The organism is Variovorax sp. TBS-050B, assembly GCF_029893635.1.
GTDB lineage: Bacteria > Pseudomonadota > Gammaproteobacteria > Burkholderiales > Burkholderiaceae_C > Variovorax.
Window position 1 is genome coordinate 4655185 of sequence record NZ_JARXYR010000002.1, and the last position, 18589, is coordinate 4673773.

Sequence of the window (18589 nt, forward strand, 5' to 3'; positions counted from 1 at the left end):
GGAGGCGTGAGAGAGAGGAGGTGAAGCGGGATGGCGTGTGTGTCAGCGTTGAAAAAACCTAGCAGAAATTTTTCAGCGAAGGAACAGGACAGCGCCGTGGCGCGCCGCGGACTGCATTGATGAGCGGGAACCGCGCCACACTCGCGCCATGACGACCTGGACACCCAACTTCAACTGGATCACGCACCAGCTCGCCGTGGGCGGCAGCTTTCCCTCGGAGCGCGCCGAAGAGCTCGCGAGCGCGCACGGCATCCGCGCGGTGATCGACCTGCGCGAGGAAGGCAAGGACGACGAGGCCGTGCTGCAGCGGCACGGCATCACCCTGCTGCACCTGCCGACGGAAGACATGTGCGGTGTGGATGCGGCCCAGCTCGAAGACGGGGTGGTGTTCGCCAACGCCTCGCTCGACCGCGGCGAGCGCCTGCTCATCCATTGCGAGCACGGCATCGGCCGCTCGGCCACGCTCGCGCTCTGCGTGATGGTGTCGCGCGGCGAGGCGCCGCTCGATGCGCTCGAACGCATGAAGACGCAGCGCGCGCTGGTCTCGCCCTCGCCGGCACAGTTCGCATGCTGGAGCGGCTGGCTCGCACGCCACCGCGAACAGCGCGGCGCCGCCTGGGCGCTTCCCGACTTCGATGCCTTCCAGGCCATCGCCTACCGCCACCTGCAGTCCGGCTGATGCTCGTCTACGGCGACGCCACGCGGCGCGAGGCCGTCGCGCACAAGCTCGCGCGGCTGCGCGGGCAGCTCGCGGCCGCGCGGGACCTGCCGCCGGGCGTGGGGCGACATGCCCTGCTGGTGGATGCGCTGATCGAAGCCGGCGAGATCGCGCAGGGCATCGCCGATGCGCGTTTCGCGGCCGCCGGGCGGCGCGACGGGCGCTGGCCCGACGCCGAGGCCGCGATGGCCCTCACCTGCGCGATGGCCCGGCGCTGCGCGCGCTCCTGGCAGCGCGGATTCGCCGACCTGCCGGCCGACGAGGAAGCGCGCGTCGAAGCGAGCGCATCGCGGCTTCCGGCCATCGAGCTCGAAGTGAAGCAGCCGGAGGGCTACGCCTTCTACGCGCTGTACCCCGAAGCCTTCTTCGCGGCGGCGCAGCAGCTCGGCGGGCCGCCATGGCGCGTGATCGGCCTGCGCAGCATCGGCACCAGCCTGGCCGCGATGGTGGCGGCCGCGCTCGGCGACGACGCGCCGCTGACGCTGCGGCCCATCGGCCATCCCTTCGACCGCCGCGTCGCGTGGCAGCACGGCGCGCTCGCGATGGCCGGCGCGCGGCATGCGGTGGTCGACGAAGGCCCCGGTCTCTCTGGCTCGTCGGTGGCGGGCGTGGTGCGGCAGCTGCGCGCCGAAGGCGTGGCGCCCGCGCGCATCCACCTGTTCCCCGGCCACGGCAACGGCCCCGGCGCACAGGCCGGCGACGCGACGCGCGCGCTCTGGGCCGAGACCGCCTCGCACGTCGTCGGCTTCGATGCGCTGATCCTGCATGCGCGCGAACCGGTGCATCGGCTGCGCACCTGGGTCGAGGAGATCGTCGGGCCGCTGCGCGCGCCGCTGCAGGAGATCACGGGCGGCGGATGGCGCGCCGCCCACGGTGCGCGCGATGCCGGCGCGCTGCCCGCGCATCCCTGGCAGGAGCGCCGCAAGTTCCTCGCGCACGCGGCCGCGGGCACATGGCTGGTGAAGTTCATCGGCCTCGGGGATGCGGCGCGGCAGCGCCACGCCTGCGCGCGGCAGCTCGCGGCAGCGGGTTTCTCGCCCTCGGTGGCGGGCCTCTGCCATGGCTTCATCGTCGAGCGCTGGCACGGGGAACTGGCGCCGCTGTCGCCGGCGCGGCTCGGCGAGCCGGCGCTGCGCGCGCGGCTGGTGGCACGGCTCGCGGACTACATCGCCTTTCGTGCGCGTGCTTTCGCGCTGCCGGACCAGCCCGGCGCGTCGCTGCAGGCACTGCACGAGGCCGGCCGGCACAACGCCGCCGAGGCGCTCGGCGAAGCGGTCGGCGCGCAGGCATGGGTCCGCCATGCGCGCGAGGCGGCGCGCATGCAGCCGCGGGTGCGTGCGGTGCGCACCGACAACCGCATGCATGCCTGGGAATGGCTCGACGACGGCGAACGCCTGCTGAAGACCGATGCGGTGGACCACCATGCGGGCCACGACCTCGTCGGATGCCAGGACGCCGCCTGGGACGTGGCGGGCGCCGCGGCCGAGTTCGGCCTCTCGGACGGCGAGCAGCGCGAACTGCTCGACGACCTCGCGCGGCGCGGCTGCGCGGTCGACGCGGAACTCGCGGCCTTCTACCTGCCGGCCTACCTCGGGTTCCAGCTCGGCCACTTCAGCCTCGCGGCGCAGGACGCGCCGGCATCCGAAAGCGCGCGCCTTTCACGCGAGGCCGGGCGCTATGCCCGCCTGCTGCAACGCCGGCTCGCGGGCGCCGGCTGATCGCCCGTCGTCCGCGTGCGAACCAAAGCGTTCAGCGCCGCGGCCGCGCCGCCGCCGCCCGCGGACCGCATGTAGTCTGCGCTCGCGCTCCACACGAGAAACGCTCCTACGCGGCGCGGCCCGCGGCAACGCGAATCTGCCGCCAGGGTGAACAACACTGGCTCGACAACCTTTTTTTCTCGTGGGTGCGAGTTGGGCGGCGGCCGTGACGGTCGCCGCTCCTTTTTTGCGGGCACTTTTCTGGTTTCAAGATGACGACTCTCGAACTGCTGTTCGCGCGCGCCGGCCGCCGGCGCTCCTGGCGCCGGATGATCGGCTTCTGCATCGTCACGGCCGGCCTCGCCTTCCTGGTGCTGCAGGCGATCGAAGCCGTGGCCACGGGCGATGCCCGCGTGCGCGGCGCGCTGCTCGGCGGCAGCCTGGCCGCGCTGGCGACGGCCCTCGGCACGCTGCCGGTGCTGCTGTCGCACCAGTTCTCCCAACGCAGCTTCGACAGCATGCTCGGCTTCGGCGCGGGCGTGATGCTCGCGGCCACCTCCTTCTCGCTCGTGATCCCCGCGCTCGATGCGGCGCAGACGCAGGGCTTCGGCGCCTGGGGCGCGGGCGGCATCGTCGGCGCGGGCGTGCTGCTGGGCGCCGCGCTGCTGCTCGCGATCGACCGGCTCGTGCCGCACGAGCATTTCATCAAGGGGCACGAGGGGCCGAAGGCCGTCAAGCTCAAGCGCGTGTGGCTGTTCGTGCTCGCGATCGCGCTGCACAACCTGCCCGAGGGCCTGGCGATCGGCGTGGCCTTCGCGGGCTCCGACCCGGTGGCGGCCACCGCGCTGGCCACCGGCATTTCGATCCAGGACGTGCCCGAGGGCATGGTGGTGGCGCTCGCGCTGCGCGGCGTGGGCTACGGCCGGCTGCTGTCCGCGGGCCTGGGCGTGGCCTCGGGGCTGGTCGAGCCCGCGATGGCGGTGCTCGGCGCGACGGTGGTCACGCTGACTGCGAGCCTGCTGCCCTGGGGCCTCGCGCTCGCGGCCGGTGCGATGCTGTTCGTCATCAGCCACGAGATCATTCCCGAATCGCACCGGCAGGGACACGAGGCCTTCGCGACCGGCGGGCTGATGCTCGGCTTCGTCGTGATGATGGTGCTCGACACGGCGCTGGGCTGAACCGGAGGACGGCCATGACCGCACTGGACCTGCTGAACCTCGACGTGCTGCTGGCGCGCAGCGTGCTGCTGCGGGCCGACTACATGTCGGTGCAGCGCCGCATCCGCGACGCGATCACGCGCGAGCGCGAGACGGGCGACGTGGAGGACGGCGCCTCGGAGTACGACTTCGACGAACTCGTCGCCGCGATGAGCCGCTCGCTCTCGGCCGATGCGCGCTACCTCTGCACCCTGTCGCTGATCGTGCGGCGGATCATCGAGCAGGCGCGCGCCGCGGCCTGAAGCGCGCTCAGCCGCCGCCCCCCAGCGCGGGCTTGGCGATCATGAGCCAGAAGAGCGCGAGGAAGAGAAAGAACGCCGGCACGCCGAGCGCCACCCACCACTTGAAGAACAGCCAGTAGCGCGGCGGCAGCGCCGTGCCGTCGCGTGCGGCCTCCGCCGCGAGGTCGCGCAGCCGCATCTGCAGCCACACTACCGGCAGCCAGCAGGCGATGGCGAGCGCATAGCAGATCAGCGAGGCCTCGATCCACGGCGTGGAGAGCGGCAGGCCCATGCGATGCACGAGCATGAAGCCCGTGAGCGGCTGCAGCACGGCGGTGGTGGCGGTGAAGAGCCAGTCGGCGCGCACCACCATGCGGGCCACCACCGCCACCGCGCGCACGTCGCGCGACAGGGTGGTGGCGAGCAAGTAGAAGGCCGATCCGATCCCGGTGCCGAACAGCAGCGTGGACGAGATCACATGCAGGTATTTCAGGACGAGGTATTCCATCGGTGGCGTGTCTCCTTGGGTCGGACCGGCGGCTCCATGCACCACAGCAGCAGGATGGCCGCGGCCATCGGCAGGTTCTTGGACAAGGGGCCGAACGGATGCAGCCAGAACTCGGGCATCGCCCAGGTGATGGCCGCGGTGTAGAAGGCCATGAGCCCGAGCTGCAGCGGCCACAGCAGGCGGGCGCGCCAGGCGGCCGACAGCGCGATCGTGCCGATGCCGAGTGCCAGGTCGAACAGCGCGGCGCCGTTCAGCAGCCATTCGGCGAGCGGGCCCTCGGCGCCCACGCGCGCGAGCAGCGCCAGGCTCTGGTCGCGCGGATAGAGCCCGATCGAGACGACGAAGGTCCAGATCCACACCAGCGCCACCGACCAGCGCAAAAGCGGCAGCATCCAGCGCAGCCACGCGCCACGGCGCAGCGCTTCCGCGCCCTGCGCAGGCACGAAGGCACGGTGCGAACGCGGTGCGCGGCCGAGCCACTGCGTGAAGTCGTCGGCCGGCGCGGCATTGCCGTCGAGCAGCATGCCGGCGGTTTCGGCATCGAGGAAGCTGCCCTTCCAGTGCCCTGCGATCCGCGCCGCGAAGCGGAACAGCCCCTCGGGCAGCGGCAGCACCCAGGCGCGGCGCGCATGGCCGAGCTGGCGGCGCAGGTCGAACAGGTAGTCGTCGAAGCGCACCGGCGCCGGACCGACGAAGGCGATGGTGCGGCTGCGCGCGGGCCGCGCCTCGGCCAGCGCCACCACGCCCGCCACCACGTCGTGCAGATGCACCGGCTGCAGCGGCTGGCGCCCGCCGCCCGGCAGCGCGAGCAGCGGCATCACGGCCAGCATGGCGAAGAGCTGCGCGCTCGCGCCTTCGTCGCCCCACACCAGCGAAGGCTGAACGATCGCCGATGCGACGCGGCACTGCCGCAGGTGCCGGTCGGCCTCGCCCTTGCTGCGGTGGTAGGCGCTGCGCGCATCGACCGCGGCGCCGAGGGCGGAGACCTGGATGACGAGCGCGACGCCCGCCGCCGCGCAGGCATCGAAGAGCTGCACGGGCGCGCGATGGTGAACGGCATCGAACTCGCCAGCCGCGCGCTCGCGCAGCACGCCCGCCGCATTCACCACCACGTCGCCGGCACGCAGGTGCGCGGCCCAGAACGAGGCCGGCGGCACCTGCATCAGGTCGGCGGCGAGCCATGCGGTGTGCGCCTGCGGCCAGGTGGCTTCGGCGGATGCCCGCACCGGGTCGCGCGCGGTGCAGAGCAGCGACGTGCCGCGTTCGGCGAAGGCTTCGGCGAATGCGCGGCCGAGAAAACCGGAAGCGCCGACGATCACCACCCGCATCGCGCGCCCTCCTCTTCCGTGCCGCCGCCTCAGCGCCGCGCCGGGCGGTTGGCCACCGCGCAACCGAGCGCGAGGCCGAGCGCGAAACTGGCGTAGACCGCCACCATCGCGGTGCGCGAGAGGTGATGCTCGAAGCCGGGCTTCAGGCGCCGCGGCGTGGCGAGGTAGTCCACCGCGCAGGCGGTCGCCGCCGCCACGCCCGCGCCGGACAGCGCAGCCGGCACCGACTGCGCCGGCCGCCGGTTGGCATGCAGCCAGGCGTAGAGCACGGCCCAGAAGGTCGCGGAGCCGTGGTGGATGACATAGCCGAGCAGCGTATGGCGCAGCGACGGCGATCTCTGGAACAGCGCCTTGCGGTCCCACACCCAGTGGCTGATCGCGTTGGTCGGCGCGCTCGAACTGCCGGCCTCGTAGCGCCCGCAGACCGAGAGCGCGATGGTCGAGGCCACGCTCGCGAAGGCGCCCGCGATCAGGCCGGTCCGCAGCGCCGATCGCGTGGTGGTGTCTGCCGTGCCGGGCGGCGCGGCTTGCGGGTGGTGGTCGTCGTTTTCTGTGTTCGTTGGCATGCGCGGAGCTTGGCCGCTCCCGTGCGGTGCGCGCGTGCGACGCGGAGCACGGCGGCGTAGGCTGGTGTCGCCAGCGCGCCGAGCCGCTGTCCGACACCTCGCGGCCGGTTGCGGGCGCAGCGTCGGTGCATTGCATGGAAAGGGTGAACCGAGCATGAAGGCTCAACAAGCAAAGAGCGACGAACGCGACAACCGGCGGGTGTTCCGTTGGGGCATCGGCGCGGCGATCGTGGTGTTCCTGCTGGCGCTGCTCTACAACCTGCTGATACAGACGCGCGAGGAAGGCCCCGTCAAACCCGACACGCCGACGCAGAGCGCACCGCAGGTCACGCCGCAGAGTACCCCCGGCGGCTCCGCAAGTGGCACGGCCGGCGGCAATGCCCCGCCCGACAGCGGCAGCGGCCCCACCGGCTCGCGGCCCGCCGAACCCTCGGCCGGCAACGCCACGGGCCGATAACCGGCGCCAGGTTCCGGGGGCGCCTCAGCGTCGTGCCGCGCGCCGCAGACAGTCGATCAGCTGCTGCGTGCTCGGCGTGCGGCGCCGCCCGCGCAGCGTGATCAGGCCCACGGGCGGCAGCTCGATCGGCACCGCGATCGGCAGCACCTTCAGCATGCCCTGCTGCTGGAAATGGCGCGCCACCGAACGCGCCATGAAAGCCACCGCGTCGCGCTGCTGCACGAAGCTGACCTGCGCAAGGAACGAGGCCGATTCGATGATGTCGGCCGGCGGATGCACGCCGTCGCGGAAGAACATCTGGTCGAGCTTGACGCGCAGCGACGCCCACGGCGGCGGCATCACGCAGCGCTCCTTCGCGAGCCCGGCGAAGTCGAGGCGGCGCTTCGACGCGAGCGCATGGCCGGGCCGCACCACCACGGCCATCGGCTCGGCGAGCAGCGCCTCGGTCTCGAGGTCGGGCGCCGCATAGCCGGGTTCCAGCCGCCCCACGAAGAGATCGAGTTCGCCCAGGCGCAGCTTGGGCAGCAGCCGCGTGAGGTCGCCCTCCTCCACGAGCACCGTGGTCTGGGAGGAGTGCGCCTTGAGCATCTCGACCGCGCGCGCGAGCAGCACCGGCGTCGCGACCACCATCGCGCCCACGCTGGTGCGGCCTGCGGCGCCGCTCGCCACCGCGGCGATCTCGTCGCGCGTGCGGTCGTAGTCGGCGAGCACCGAGCGCGCGAAGCGCACCACGCTGGCGCCGTAGGGCGTGGGCTCGGTGCCGCGCGTGGAGCGCTCGAACAGCGCGAGGCCGAACATGCGCTCGATCTCGGCGAGGGACTTTGAGACCGCCGGCTGCGTGACCGACAGGAACTCGGCAGCCCGGCCCAGGTGGCGGAACTGGTCGAGCGCCACGAGCATCTGCAGGTGGCGCAGCTTGAGGTTGGAACGCAGGACGCGGTCGATCTGGCTCATCGTGGTTCTCGGTTTTTCTGCGGAATGCTTCTGTTCGGGGTACATAACCTCCAGGCCATGAAGCGAGTCCGCTATTTCATTGGATTGCAATGATTGTCTGCTGAAGAATGCGCTCGGTCCTTCGAACAACGAAAGCAGGAGACACGCATGCCCTTCGATCACGCCTCTTTTCAGCGGCGCCAGCTGGTGCTGGGCGGCCTCGGCGCCGCCGCGCTCGCGGCTGCGCGTCCGGCGGCCGCGGCCGACTATCCCGAGCGGCCGATCACCTTCATCTGCCCCTGGCCGGCCGGCGGCACCGCCGACCGCTCGATGCGCGCCATCTGCCAGATCGCGGCCCGGGAACTGGGGCAGCCGATCGCGCTGGAGAACCGCGCCGGCGCCTCCGGCATGATCGGCACCAAGGCGCTCGCCTCGGCCCGGCCCGACGGCTACACCATCGGCCAGATCCCGATCTCGGTCACACGCTTCTCGCAGATCGGCACGGTGCAGATCGATCCGCTCAAGGACCTGAGCTTCATCGCGCGCACCTCGGGCCAGACCTTCGGCATCGCCGTGCCGGCGAACTCGCCCTTCAAGACCCTGCGCGACCTGGTGGCGCAGGCCAAGGCGAAGCCCGGCACCATCAGCTACGCGCACGCCGGCATCGGCGGCGCCACGCACGTGGGCATGGAGCAGTTCGCGCAGGCCGCAGGCGTGAAGTTCAACGCCATCGCCTACAAGGGCGGCTCGGCCGCGCTGCAGGACGTGCTCGGCGAACAGGTCGACGTGCTCGCGGACAGCAGCTCCTGGGCGCCGCACGTCGAAAGCGGCAAGCTGCGGCTGCTCGCCACCTGGGGCGAGCAGCGCACGCCGCGCTTCAAGGACACGCCCACGCTCAAGGAGCTGGGCTACGACGTGGTGGTGGAAGCGCCCAACGGCATCGGCGCGCCGCAGGGCCTGCCGCCCGCGGTGGAGAAGAAGCTGCGCGACGCCTTCCGCGTGGCGGTGAACAGCGAGGAGTTCAGGAAGGTCGCCGACAGCATCGATGCGCCCGTGATGTACCAGGACGGCCCCGACTACCGCAAGTACGTCGAAGCCACCTACCGGCAGGAGACCGACCTGATCCGCAAGCTCAACCTCAAGGAGCTGATGGCGAAGGGCTGAGCCGCTTCGCCACGCCTCCGCACGAACGCCCTTCATGAACGACAGCCCCCTGATCCGCCTGCATCCGAACGACAACGTGCTGGTGGCCAAGCGCCCGATCGCACTCGGCGAGACCATCGCTGGCTTCGGCGTGCGCGCGCGGGCGCAGATTCCCGCGGGCCACAAGATCGCGGCGCGCGCGATCGCGGCCGGCGAGCGGGTGCTGAAGTACGACACGCTGATCGGCGTGGCGTCGCGCGCGCTCGATGCCGGCGACTACGTGCACAGCCACAACCTCGCGCTGGTCGAGGCCTACCGCGACCCCGGCTTCTGCCAGGACGTGCGCCCGGTGGACTACGTGCCCGAGGCCGAGCGCGCGGGCTTCATGGGCTTCGTGCGACCGGGCGGCGGCGTGGGCACGCGCAACTTCATCGGCATTCTTTCCTCGGTCAACTGCTCGGCCACGGTGATCAAGCGCATCGCGGCGCACTTCACGCCCGAGCGGCTCGCGGCCTTCCCCAACGTGGACGGCGTGGCCGCCTTCGCGCAGACCAGCGGCTGCGGCATGTCGTCGCCGAGCGAGCACTTCGACGTGCTGCGGCGCACGCTCGCGGGCTATGCGCGCCATCCCAACCTCGCGGGCGTGCTGATCGTGGGCCTGGGCTGCGAGCGCAACCAGGTCGATGCGCTGGTCGACTCGCAAGGGCTCGAACAGGGCCGGCTGCTGCGCACGCTGGTGATGCAGGAGGTGGGCGGCACGCGCCAGACCATCGAGGCCGGCATCCGTGCGGTGGAAGACATGCTGCCCGAGGCCAACGCCGCGGTGCGCACGCGCGTGGGCGCGCAGCACCTCAAGATCGGCCTCGAATGCGGCGGCTCCGACGGCTTCTCGGGCATCACCGCGAACCCCGCACTCGGCGCCGCGATGGACCTGCTGGTGCGCCATGGCGGCACGGCCATCCTCAGCGAGACGCCCGAGATCCACGGCGTCGAATACATGCTCACGCGGCGCGCGGCCACGCCCGAGGTCGGGCAGAAGCTGCTCGACCGCCTCGCCTGGTGGGCGCGCTACGCCGCGGGCCAGAACGCGCAATTCAACGGCGTGGTCGGCCATGGCAACCAGGCCGGCGGGCTCGCGAACATCTTCGAGAAGTCGCTCGGCTCGGCGATGAAGGGCGGCACCACGCCGCTGCAGGCGGTGTACGAATACGCGGAGCCGATCGACAAGGCCGGCTTCGTCTTCATGGACTCGCCGGGCTACGACCCGGTCGCCGTCACCGGGCAGATCGCGAGCGGTGCGCAGCTGATCTGCTTCACCACCGGGCGCGGCTCGATGTTCGGCAGCAAGCCGGCGCCCACGATCAAGCTCGCGAGCAACACGCCGATGTTCCGCCGCCTCGAAGAGGACATGGACATCAACTGCGGCGTGGTGCTCGACGGCGAGCTCTCGGTGCCCGAGCTCGGCGAGCGGATCTTCCAGCAGATCCTGCGCCATGCCTCGGGCGAGCGCACACGCAGCGAGGCGCTCGGGCTCGGCGACCACGAATTCGTGCCCTGGCACCTCGGCATCGTCAGTTGATCGAGGCCCACCCTCTCCCTCGGTCACATCAACTTCACGCCACACATGCTCACGCTTTCCCGCCCCGATCTGCAACACACGGCCCACTTCATCGCCGGCGAATGGCGCGCCGGCGCCGACGGCCGCCTGCTCGACGTGAGCGATCCCGCGAGCGGCGCGTTGATCGCGCAGGTGCCCGACGCCGACGCCGGCACCGCGCGCGCGGCCGTCGATGCGGCGCACGCCGCCTTCCCGGCCTGGCGCCGCACGCCGGCCAAGGAGCGGGCCCGGATCCTCAAGCGCTGGAACGACCTGGTGCTCGCGAACCAGCAGGACCTGGGCCGCCTGATCTCGCGCGAACAGGGCAAGCCGCTGGCCGAAGGCATCGGCGAGGTCGCCTATGCGGCGAGCTACATCGAATGGTTCGCCGAAGAGGCCACGCGCGCGAATGGCGACCTCATTCCCGCGCCGGTGCCGGGGCGGCGCATGTTCGCGGTGCGCGAACCCGTGGGCGTGGTGGCCGCGATCACGCCGTGGAACTTTCCGGCCGCGATGATCGCGCGCAAGATCGCGCCCGCGCTCGCGGCGGGCTGCACCGTGGTCTGCAAGCCGGCCGAGGACACGCCGCTGACCTCGCTCGCGCTCGTGGCGCTGGCCGCCGAGGCCGGCGTGCCCGCGGGCGTGCTCAACATCGTGACCGCCTCGCGCGAGCGCACGCCCGAACTGGTGGACGCGTGGCTCGACGATGCGCGCGTGCGCAAGATCACCTTCACCGGCTCGACGCCCGTGGGCAAGCACCTCGCGCGCCGTTCGGCCGACACGCTCAAGAAGCTCTCGCTCGAACTCGGCGGCAATGCGCCTTTCGTCGTGTTCGAGGACGCCGACGTCGAGGCCGCGGTCGAGGGCCTGATGGCCGCCAAGTTCCGCAACGGCGGACAGACCTGCGTCTGCCCGAACCGCGTGTTCGTGCACCAGGCGGTGCATGCGCGCTTTGCCGAACTGCTGGTGGCGCGCGTCGCTTCGCTGCGCGTGGGCGCGGCCTCGAACGAGGCATCGCAGATCGGCCCGATGATCAATGCGCGCGCGGTCGAGAAGATCGAGCGCCACGTGCAGGACGCCGCTGCGCGCGGCGCGCGCGTGCTCACGGGCGGCACGCGGCTGCCCGCGCTCGGCCCCAACTACTTCGCGCCCACCGTGCTGGAAGATGCCGACGCGACGATGGCCTGCGCCTGCGAGGAGACCTTCGGCCCGGTGGTGCCGCTCACGCGCTTCACCGGCGAGGCCGAGGTGGTGGCCCAGGCCAATGCCACGCCCTTCGGCCTGGCCGCGTACTTCTACACGCAGGACGTGCGCCGCATCTGGCGCGTGGCCGACGCGCTCGAAGTCGGCATCGTCGGCATCAACGAAGGCGCGCTCGCCGCGGAGGCTGCGCCCTTCGGCGGCGTGAAGGATTCGGGCTACGGCCGCGAAGGCTCGGTGCACGGACTCGACGACTACCTGCACACCAAGTACCTGTGCCAGGGCCAGCTGGACTGACAACCACCACCCGGAGCAACACCCAACCATGCCCGCACACAACCCCTTCAAGACCGCGCTCGCCGCGCAGCAGCCGCAGGTCGGCCTCTGGCTCTCGATGGCCGATCCGTACATGGCCGAGGTCAGCGCCACCGCCGGCTTCGACTGGCTGCTGATCGACGGCGAGCATGCGCCCAACGACCTGCGCTCCACCCTCGCCGCCCTGCAGGCCGTGGCGCCGCACCCCGCGCAACCCGTGGTGCGCGCGGTGCAGGGCGAGACCGCGCTGATCAAGCAGCTGCTCGACATCGGCGCGAAGAACCTGCTCGTGCCCATGGTCGACACGCCGGAGCAGGCGCGTGCGCTGGTCGCCGCCACGCGCTATCCGCCGCTCGGCGTGCGCGGCGTCGGCAGCGCCGTCGGCCGCGCCTCGCAGTGGAGCGGACGCACCGATTACCTCGACGTCGCCGACGACGAGGTCTGCCTGCTGGTGCAGGCCGAGACCGTGAAGGCGCTCTCGAACCTCGAGGCGATCTGCGCGGTGGACGGCATCGACGGCGTCTTCATCGGCCCGGCCGACCTCGCCGCCTCCATGGGCCACCGCGGCCGGCCCGGCCATCCCGAGGTGCAGGCCGCGATCGAATCGGCCATGCGCACCATCGTCGCGTCCGGCAAGGCCGCGGGCACGCTGACCTCGGACCCGAAGCTCGCGCGGCGCTATCTCGACCTCGGCTGCACCTTCGTCGCCGTGGGGGTCGACCTGCTGCTGTTCGCGGGCGCGGCGCGGCGGCTGGCGGGGGAGTTCAAGGACACGGCAGGGGCCGCGGAGAGCGGACCGCGCGCGGCGTATTGAATCGAAGCCACGCGCAGGAAGCCATCTCCTCGCAAGGGTGATGCGCAGCGCCCGACCGAGGCGCTCATAATGCTGAGCGGCCAAGCCAGGGGCCGCCCCGCACGCACATCCCCACTCCTGGCGTTCACGGGACGACATCATGAGCGCATTGCACATGTTTCTACCGGCATCCGAGCCCGCACGCAGCGAAATGCTCGCGCAGTTGCTCAAGACACATCACATCCCGCGACATCTGGTCCGAGGCATCGCGCTGCGAAAACAGGGCGAGCGCGAGAAGGCAATGATGGTCGGCCCGATGCCGCTCAAGCCGCAGGGCGTGCCGTCGCCGCAAGACATCCGGATCCCCGCCTCGCAGAAGTGATCAGCGTTGCGCCCTCCTCAGGGCAAACAGGCGCCGCAAAGAAAAACGGGCTGGAGCTTGTGGCTCCAACCCGTTGTTCCATCTGACGATTTGGTCGGTGTGAAAGGATTCGAACCTTCGACCCCTTGCACCCCATGCAAGTGCGCTACCAGGCTGCGCCACACACCGAAGCCAGCGATTATAGCCGGCAGAAATCAACGTCCGACGGTCAGCAGCTCACGAATTTCAAAAAGCTCGCGTCGCAGATGCATCAGCTGCAGGGGATCGATGGTGCTCGGGGCACGGTGATTCGCAGCAGGCGCTTCGATGTGCTGCTCTTCGTCCTGGTGGATGGCGGCCTCGAAGGCTTCCTGATCGATCTCGACGGCCTCCATGCCCTCGAGCGGCACCACGCCGGCCTTGCGGCGGTCGCGCTCGCCCTGCACGATTTCCTGGAGCTTGTTGCGCGCACCGCTGATCGTGAAGCCCTGGTCGTAGAGCAGGTCGCGGATGCGGCGGATCATCAGCACCTCGTGATGCTGGTAGTAGCGACGGTTCCCGCGCCGCTTCATGGGGCGCAGCTGCGTGAATTCCTGCTCCCAATAACGAAGCACGTGCGGCTTGACGCCGCAGAGCTCGCCGACCTCACCGATGGTGAAGTAGCGTTTGACGGGAATGGGCGGGAGCGTTTTCTCCATTGAAATCAAGACCGTGCGCACGAAACCTTAGAGATTACTCTACGCACGCGCACTGCACCAAGCACTATTACTCACTTGGCGCCCAGGCTCCACTCGACCTCCGGCGCGCCGTCCGGCTGCGGCGGCTGTTGCTGCTGCTCGATGCTGCCGTGGATCTGTTCCTTCAGCTTGGCGCTCGCATGAAAGGTGGCCACGCGGCGCTCGCCGATGGGGATCGCCTCGCCGGTGCGCGGATTGCGGCCGGGCCGTGGCGCCTTCACGCGGATCTGGAAGTTGCCGAAGCCCGAGATCTTGACGTCGGAACCTTCGATCAGGCTGTTGGCGATCAGGTCGAAGAAGGCCTCGACCATGTCCTTGGATTCGCGCTTGTTGAGGCCGATCTGCTCGAACAGCAGGTCGGCCAGGTGCGCCTTGGTGAGCGCGGGCGTTTCGAGGGCTTCGAGCGTGAATTCCGCGGCGTTCATTCTCGTCACCCCCTCAGGCGCGCGCCGAGTCTGGCGCTCAGTTGTTCGATGATGGCGCGCACGGCCGGCTCCACCTGCTCGTCGGTGAGCGTGGCGCTGTCGTCCTGGAAGCTCAGGCGCACCGCCATGCTCTTCTCGCCTTGGGCGAGCCCGCCCGAAGCCGCTGCCGAACCGTCGCGCGCCGCTTGCGGGCGATAGATGTCGAACAGCGTGGCGTCGCGCAGCAGGCCCTGGGCGGCTGCCGCCGAACGGATGGCCTGCATCAGCGCATCGTGCGTGACCGCTTCGGCGACGACCACGGCAATGTCGCGCTCCACCGCCTGGTGCTTCGGTACCGGCTGCGCCACCGGAACGGGGCGCGCCGTGACGGCGTCGAGCTCGAGTTCGAACACCACGGGCGCGACCGCGAAGTCCCACTTCTGGCGCCAGCGCGGATGCAGCTCGCCGACGAAGCCGATCGCCTTGCCGTCGACCAGCACGCGGGCGGAGCGGCCCGGATGCAGCGCGGGGTGCTCGGCGGCCTCGAAGCTCGGCACCACGGGCGCCAGCAGCGCCTCGACGTCGCCCTTGGCATCGTAGAAGTCGACGCGCTGCGGCTTGCCGTCCCAGCGCGCTTCCTCGGCGTCGCCCCAGGCGAGGCCGGCGACGCGCATCGGCTGGTGCACGCCGCGCACGGTGGTGTCGGTGGTGGCCACGCTGTCGTCGCGCAGGAACACGCGGCCCACTTCGAACACGCGCACGCGCGGCGCCTTGCGGTCGAGGTTGAACTTGAGCACCTGCAGCAGCGAGCCGATCAGCGACGAGCGCATCACGCTCATCTGGCTGGCGATCGGATTGAGCAGCTTGACCGGGTTGGCGTTGCCCGCGAGATCCTGCTCCCAGTGCGCCTCGACGAAGCTGAAGTTGATGGTTTCCTGGTAGCCGAGCGCCGCCAGGCTGCGACGCACCGCGAAGCGGCTGCGCTGGGCCTCGGGCCGCACCCGGGCGGTGATCGGCGCGAGCGGCGCAGTGGTCGGCAGGTTGTTGAAGCCGATCAGGCGCGCCACTTCCTCGATGAGGTCTTCCTCGATCAGCAGGTCGAAGCGGTGCGGCGGCGGCGTGACGGTCAGGGTGCCCTCGCCTTCACTGAGCGCAAAGCCGAGGCGGCGCAAGGCATCGGCGCACTGCGCCTGCGTGAGCGGCATGCCGATGACGCGCGCGGCGCGGGCGACGCGCAGCGTGACGGGCATGGCTTCGGGCACGCGCAGGATCTGGTCGTCCATCGCGCCGGCCTGGCCGCCGCAGATGTCGAGGACCAGCTGCGTGATGCGCTCGATGATCTCCACCGTGCGGCTCGGGTCGACGCCGCGCTCGTAGCGGTGGCCGGCATCGGTCGAGAAGTTGAAGCGGCGCGAGCGGCCCTGCACGGCCTCGGGCCACCAGAAGGCGGCTTCGATGTAGATGTTGCGCGTGTCGTCGGACACCGCGGTGGCGTCGCCGCCCATGATGCCGGCGAGCGATTCGACGGCTTGGGCATCGGCGATCACGCCGACTTTGTCGTCGACGCCGATGGTGTTGCCATTGAGCAGCTTGAGCTGCTCGCCCGCCCTGCCCCAGCGCACGCAGAGGCCGCCGTGGATCTTGTCGAGGTCGAAGATGTGGCTGGGCTGGCCGTACTCGAACATCACGTAGTTCGAGATGTCGACCAGCGGCGTCACGCTGCGCTGGCCGCAGCGGGCGAGACGCTCGACCATCCACGCCGGCGTGGCGACCTTGGTGTTCACGCCGCGCACGATGCGGCCGGAGAAGCGGCCGCAGAGCTCGGGCGCCTCCACCTTGACGGGCAGCTTGTCGGCGAAGGACGACGCCACCGGCGTGATCGCCGGCTTTTTCAGCGGCGCGCCGGTGAGCGCGGCGAGTTCGCGCGCCACGCCGTACACGCTCAGGCCGTGCGCGAGGTTGGGTGTGAGCTTGAGCGTGAGCAGCGCGTCGTCGAGCTTGAGCACTTCGCGCACGTCGGCGCCGATGGGCGCATCGGCCGCCAGTTCGAGCAGGCCGCCGTGGTCTTCGCTGAGTTGCAGTTCGCGTGCGGAGCACAGCATGCCCTGGCTCTCGACGCCACGCAGCTTGCCGAGCTTGATGACGAAGGGCTTGCCATCCTCGCCGGGCGGCAGCTCGGCGCCGACCAGCGCGCACGGCACCTTGATGCCGACGCGCGCGTTCGGCGCACCGCAGACGATGTTGAGCAAGGCGCCCTGCCCCGCATCGACCTGGCAGACGCGCAGGCGATCGGCGTTGGGGTGCTGCACCGCTTCCTTGATCTCGCCGACGACGATGCGGCTGAAGGGCGGCGCGACGGGGCGACGCTCCTCGACCTCGAAGCCGCCCATGGTGAGCGTTTCGGCCAGTGCGGCGCTGTCGAGGGGCGGGTTGCAGAACTCGCGCAGCCAGGATTCGGGAAATTGCATTCTTCGATCTCGTTCGTATTCGTTTCGCTAGGGACGGTTCGGGCGTGCAGGCCCGCTCACTGGAACTGCGACAGGAAGCGCAGGTCGCCGTCGAAGAACAGGCGCAGGTCGTTCACCCCGTAGCGCAGCATCGTGAGCCGGTCCGGGCCCATGCCGAAGGCGAAGCCGATGTAGCGCTCGGGGTCAAGCCCCATGTTGCGCACCACGTTCGGATGCACCTGGCCCGAGCCCGCCACCTCGAGCCAGCGGCCGGCCAGCGGGCCGCTCTGGAACTGGATGTCGATCTCGGCGCTCGGCTCGGTGAACGGGAAGAAGCTCGGGCGGAAGCGCAGCACGAGGTCATCGCGCTCGAAGAAGGTCCGGCAGAAGTCGGAGAAGACGACCTTCAGGTCCTTGAAGCTCACGTTCTCGCCGAGCCACAGGCCTTCGCACTGGTGGAACATGGGCGAATGCGTGGCGTCGCTGTCGACGCGGTAGGTGCGGCCCGGTGCGATCACGCGGATCTCGGGCGCCTTGATGGCGCCGGTGACATCGGCGGCGGCCGCCTCGAACTCGGCGGCGTACTTCTTGATGTGCTGGTGGGCGTAGCGCACCTGCATCGGGCTGGTGTGCGGACGCAGGTTGTACGGAATGCCGTCCTCGCCGTTGAGGTCGACATAGAAGGTGTCCTGCATCGAACGCGCCGGATGGTTCGGCGGGTTGTTGAGCGAGGTGAAGCTGTGCCAGTCGCTCTCGACCTCGGGGCCGTCGGCCACGTCGAAGCCCATGCTCGAGAAGATCTGCTCGATGCGTTCGAGCGTGCGGCTCACGGGATGCAGACCGCCGGGGATGCGGCGGCGGCCGGGCAGGCTCACGTCGAGCGCCTCGGCGCGCAGCTGCAGCGCGAGTTCCTCGTCGGCCAGCTGCTGGCGGCGCTCGGTCAGGGCGGACTCGATGGCCTGCTTGGCCACGTTGATCGCGGCGCCGCGGGACTTCTTCTCTTCGACGCTCAGTGCGGCCATGCCCTTCATCAGCTCGGTGATGCGGCCCGACTTGCCGAGGAACTGGGCCTTGGCGTTCTCGAGCTCGGCGGGCGTTTTTGCGGTGGCGAAGGCAGCGCCTGCAGTGGCGACCAGGGAGTCCAACTCGTTCATAGCAACAAAAATCTTCGAGGGGAAATAAAAAAGAGCTGGAGCCTTTTCAAGCGCCAGCCCTTGAGCCGTGGTCGCAGGAGCCGCCCGAAGGCAGCATCCCGCTCGGCAGAATCAAGCAGCCAGCTTGGCCTTGACCTGCTCCACGATGCCGGCAAAAGCGGCCTTGTCGTGCACGGCGATGTCCGCAAGCATCTTGCGGTCGATCTCGATTCCGGCCTTGCGGATGCCGTTGGCGAACTGGCTGTAGGTCAGGCCCAGTTCACGCGAGGCGGCGTTGATACGCGCGATCCACAGTTGACGGAACACGCGCTTCTTGGTGCGGCGGTCACGGTAGGCGTATTGGCCCGCCTTCATCACCGCCTGCTTGGCGATGCGGAAGACGTTGCCGCGGCGACCGCGGAAACCCTTGGCGAGTGCGAGAACCTTCTTGTGGCGGGCGCGAGCCGTTACACCACGTTTGACGCGAGGCATGTGATTACTCCTTGTTCGTCAGTTGATCAAATGCCCATGCCGGGCAACATGGCGGCCATCGAAACCATGTTGGTCTCGTGAACTGCCGTTGCACCACGCAGGTGACGCTTGTTCTTGGTGGTCTTCTTGGTCAGGATGTGACGCTTGAAGGCTTGACCGCGCTTGACGGTGCCACCGGGACGAACGCGGAAACGTTTCTTCGCGCTGCTCTTGGTCTTCATTTTGGGCATGTGAATGCTCCTTTAGTTTGTGCTCGTGAGGCGCCGCGGATACTCCACGGACTTGTTGGCCCCGAGACACTTCTTCATCCCGCTGCTGCCGG

20 protein-coding genes and 1 tRNA gene are annotated in these 18589 nt (G+C 70.1%); 10 read left to right on the forward strand and 11 right to left on the reverse strand.

Going from position 1 to position 18589, the window contains the following annotated elements; genetic code table 11:
- Positions 1–148: 148 nt before the first annotated feature.
- The 4 genes from M2165_RS24685 to M2165_RS24700 all read left to right on the forward strand — a co-directional run bounded on the left by M2165_RS24685 (position 149) and on the right by M2165_RS24700 (position 3874).
- Entirely contained in the window at positions 149–679 is a 531-nt protein-coding gene (locus tag M2165_RS24685) for a dual specificity protein phosphatase family protein (RefSeq protein ID WP_280817196.1), read from the forward strand.
- The gene (locus M2165_RS24690; RefSeq protein ID WP_280817197.1) at positions 679–2436 is read left to right on the forward strand and encodes a hypothetical protein; all 1758 of its coding nucleotides are present in this window, start codon (positions 679–681) and stop codon (positions 2434–2436) included. The genes M2165_RS24685 and M2165_RS24690 overlap by 1 nt, the downstream gene beginning before the upstream one ends.
- Before the next feature lie 251 nt (positions 2437–2687).
- Positions 2688–3593, forward strand: a complete 906-nt coding sequence (locus M2165_RS24695) for a ZIP family metal transporter (protein ID WP_280817198.1) — start codon at positions 2688–2690, stop codon at positions 3591–3593.
- Positions 3594–3607: 14 nt separating this feature from the next.
- Positions 3608–3874: a hypothetical protein gene (locus tag M2165_RS24700; RefSeq protein ID WP_280817199.1), complete on the forward strand. Its 267-nt coding sequence runs from the start codon at positions 3608–3610 to the stop codon at positions 3872–3874.
- A gap of 7 nt (positions 3875–3881) precedes the next feature.
- Here the strand turns inward: M2165_RS24700 and M2165_RS24705 are convergent, their stop codons facing one another.
- Genes M2165_RS24705 through M2165_RS24715 form a run of 3 tightly spaced genes read right to left on the reverse strand, consistent with a single transcriptional unit; the run spans position 3882 to position 6255 of the window.
- Positions 3882–4361 (reverse strand): DUF2269 domain-containing protein, encoded by a 480-nt coding sequence (locus M2165_RS24705; RefSeq protein WP_280817200.1) that lies wholly within the window; start codon positions 4359–4361, stop codon positions 3882–3884.
- A complete protein-coding gene (locus M2165_RS24710) occupies positions 4343–5689 on the reverse strand; it encodes an SDR family oxidoreductase (RefSeq protein WP_280817201.1) in 1347 nt (448 codons plus the stop codon). Before M2165_RS24710 ends, M2165_RS24705 begins: the two co-directional genes overlap by 19 nt.
- Before the next feature lie 29 nt (positions 5690–5718).
- Complete coding sequence (locus M2165_RS24715) at positions 5719–6255, reverse strand: hypothetical protein (protein ID WP_280817202.1); 537 nt, start codon at positions 6253–6255, stop codon at positions 5719–5721.
- Between the two features lie 154 nt (positions 6256–6409).
- On the opposite strand from M2165_RS24715, the gene M2165_RS24720 reads away from it, so the two are divergent.
- A complete protein-coding gene (locus M2165_RS24720; protein WP_280817203.1) occupies positions 6410–6712 on the forward strand; it encodes a hypothetical protein in 303 nt (100 codons plus the stop codon).
- A 24-nt stretch (positions 6713–6736) separates the two neighbouring features.
- On the opposite strand, the gene M2165_RS24725 is transcribed toward M2165_RS24720, so the two are convergent.
- On the reverse strand, positions 6737–7666 hold the full coding sequence (locus M2165_RS24725) for a LysR substrate-binding domain-containing protein (RefSeq protein WP_280817204.1): 930 nt from the start codon (positions 7664–7666) through the stop codon (positions 6737–6739).
- A gap of 147 nt (positions 7667–7813) precedes the next feature.
- On the opposite strand from M2165_RS24725, the gene M2165_RS24730 reads away from it, so the two are divergent.
- The 5 genes from M2165_RS24730 to M2165_RS24750 all read left to right on the forward strand — a co-directional run bounded on the left by M2165_RS24730 (position 7814) and on the right by M2165_RS24750 (position 13075).
- Positions 7814–8809 carry a tripartite tricarboxylate transporter substrate binding protein gene (locus M2165_RS24730; protein WP_280817205.1) on the forward strand — a complete coding sequence of 332 codons (996 nt, stop codon included), beginning with the start codon at positions 7814–7816 and terminating at the stop codon, positions 8807–8809.
- A gap of 34 nt (positions 8810–8843) precedes the next feature.
- Complete coding sequence (locus M2165_RS24735; protein ID WP_280817206.1) at positions 8844–10367, forward strand: altronate dehydratase family protein; 1524 nt, start codon at positions 8844–8846, stop codon at positions 10365–10367.
- Positions 10368–10412: 45 nt separating this feature from the next.
- Positions 10413–11882 carry an NAD-dependent succinate-semialdehyde dehydrogenase gene (locus M2165_RS24740; RefSeq protein WP_280817207.1) on the forward strand — a complete coding sequence of 490 codons (1470 nt, stop codon included), beginning with the start codon at positions 10413–10415 and terminating at the stop codon, positions 11880–11882.
- A 28-nt stretch (positions 11883–11910) separates the two neighbouring features.
- Positions 11911–12714 carry a 4-hydroxy-2-oxoheptanedioate aldolase gene (gene hpaI / locus M2165_RS24745; RefSeq protein WP_280817208.1) on the forward strand — a complete coding sequence of 268 codons (804 nt, stop codon included), beginning with the start codon at positions 11911–11913 and terminating at the stop codon, positions 12712–12714.
- A gap of 139 nt (positions 12715–12853) precedes the next feature.
- Complete coding sequence (locus M2165_RS24750) at positions 12854–13075, forward strand: hypothetical protein (protein WP_280817209.1); 222 nt, start codon at positions 12854–12856, stop codon at positions 13073–13075.
- A gap of 91 nt (positions 13076–13166) precedes the next feature.
- On the opposite strand, the gene M2165_RS24755 is transcribed toward M2165_RS24750, so the two are convergent.
- The 7 genes from M2165_RS24755 to rpmI all read right to left on the reverse strand — a co-directional run bounded on the left by M2165_RS24755 (position 13167) and on the right by rpmI (position 18497).
- Positions 13167–13243: transfer RNA gene (locus tag M2165_RS24755), tRNA-Pro, on the reverse strand.
- Between the two features lie 26 nt (positions 13244–13269).
- Positions 13270–13752, reverse strand: coding sequence for a MerR family transcriptional regulator (locus M2165_RS24760; protein ID WP_280817210.1), 483 nt, complete (start codon positions 13750–13752; stop codon positions 13270–13272).
- 71 nt (positions 13753–13823) lie between these two features.
- Positions 13824–14216: an integration host factor subunit alpha gene (locus tag M2165_RS24765; protein ID WP_280817211.1), complete on the reverse strand. Its 393-nt coding sequence runs from the start codon at positions 14214–14216 to the stop codon at positions 13824–13826.
- A gap of 5 nt (positions 14217–14221) precedes the next feature.
- Positions 14222–16663 carry a phenylalanine--tRNA ligase subunit beta gene (gene pheT / locus M2165_RS24770; RefSeq protein WP_280817212.1) on the reverse strand — a complete coding sequence of 814 codons (2442 nt, stop codon included), beginning with the start codon at positions 16661–16663 and terminating at the stop codon, positions 14222–14224.
- 56 nt (positions 16664–16719) lie between these two features.
- Positions 16720–17796, reverse strand: coding sequence for a phenylalanine--tRNA ligase subunit alpha (pheS, locus tag M2165_RS24775; protein ID WP_280817213.1), 1077 nt, complete (start codon positions 17794–17796; stop codon positions 16720–16722).
- A gap of 111 nt (positions 17797–17907) precedes the next feature.
- Positions 17908–18267 carry a 50S ribosomal protein L20 gene (gene rplT, locus M2165_RS24780; protein ID WP_012747009.1) on the reverse strand — a complete coding sequence of 120 codons (360 nt, stop codon included), beginning with the start codon at positions 18265–18267 and terminating at the stop codon, positions 17908–17910.
- 26 nt (positions 18268–18293) lie between these two features.
- Positions 18294–18497, reverse strand: a complete 204-nt coding sequence (gene rpmI, locus M2165_RS24785) for a 50S ribosomal protein L35 (RefSeq protein ID WP_158720412.1) — start codon at positions 18495–18497, stop codon at positions 18294–18296.
- Positions 18498–18589 lie beyond the last annotated feature (92 nt).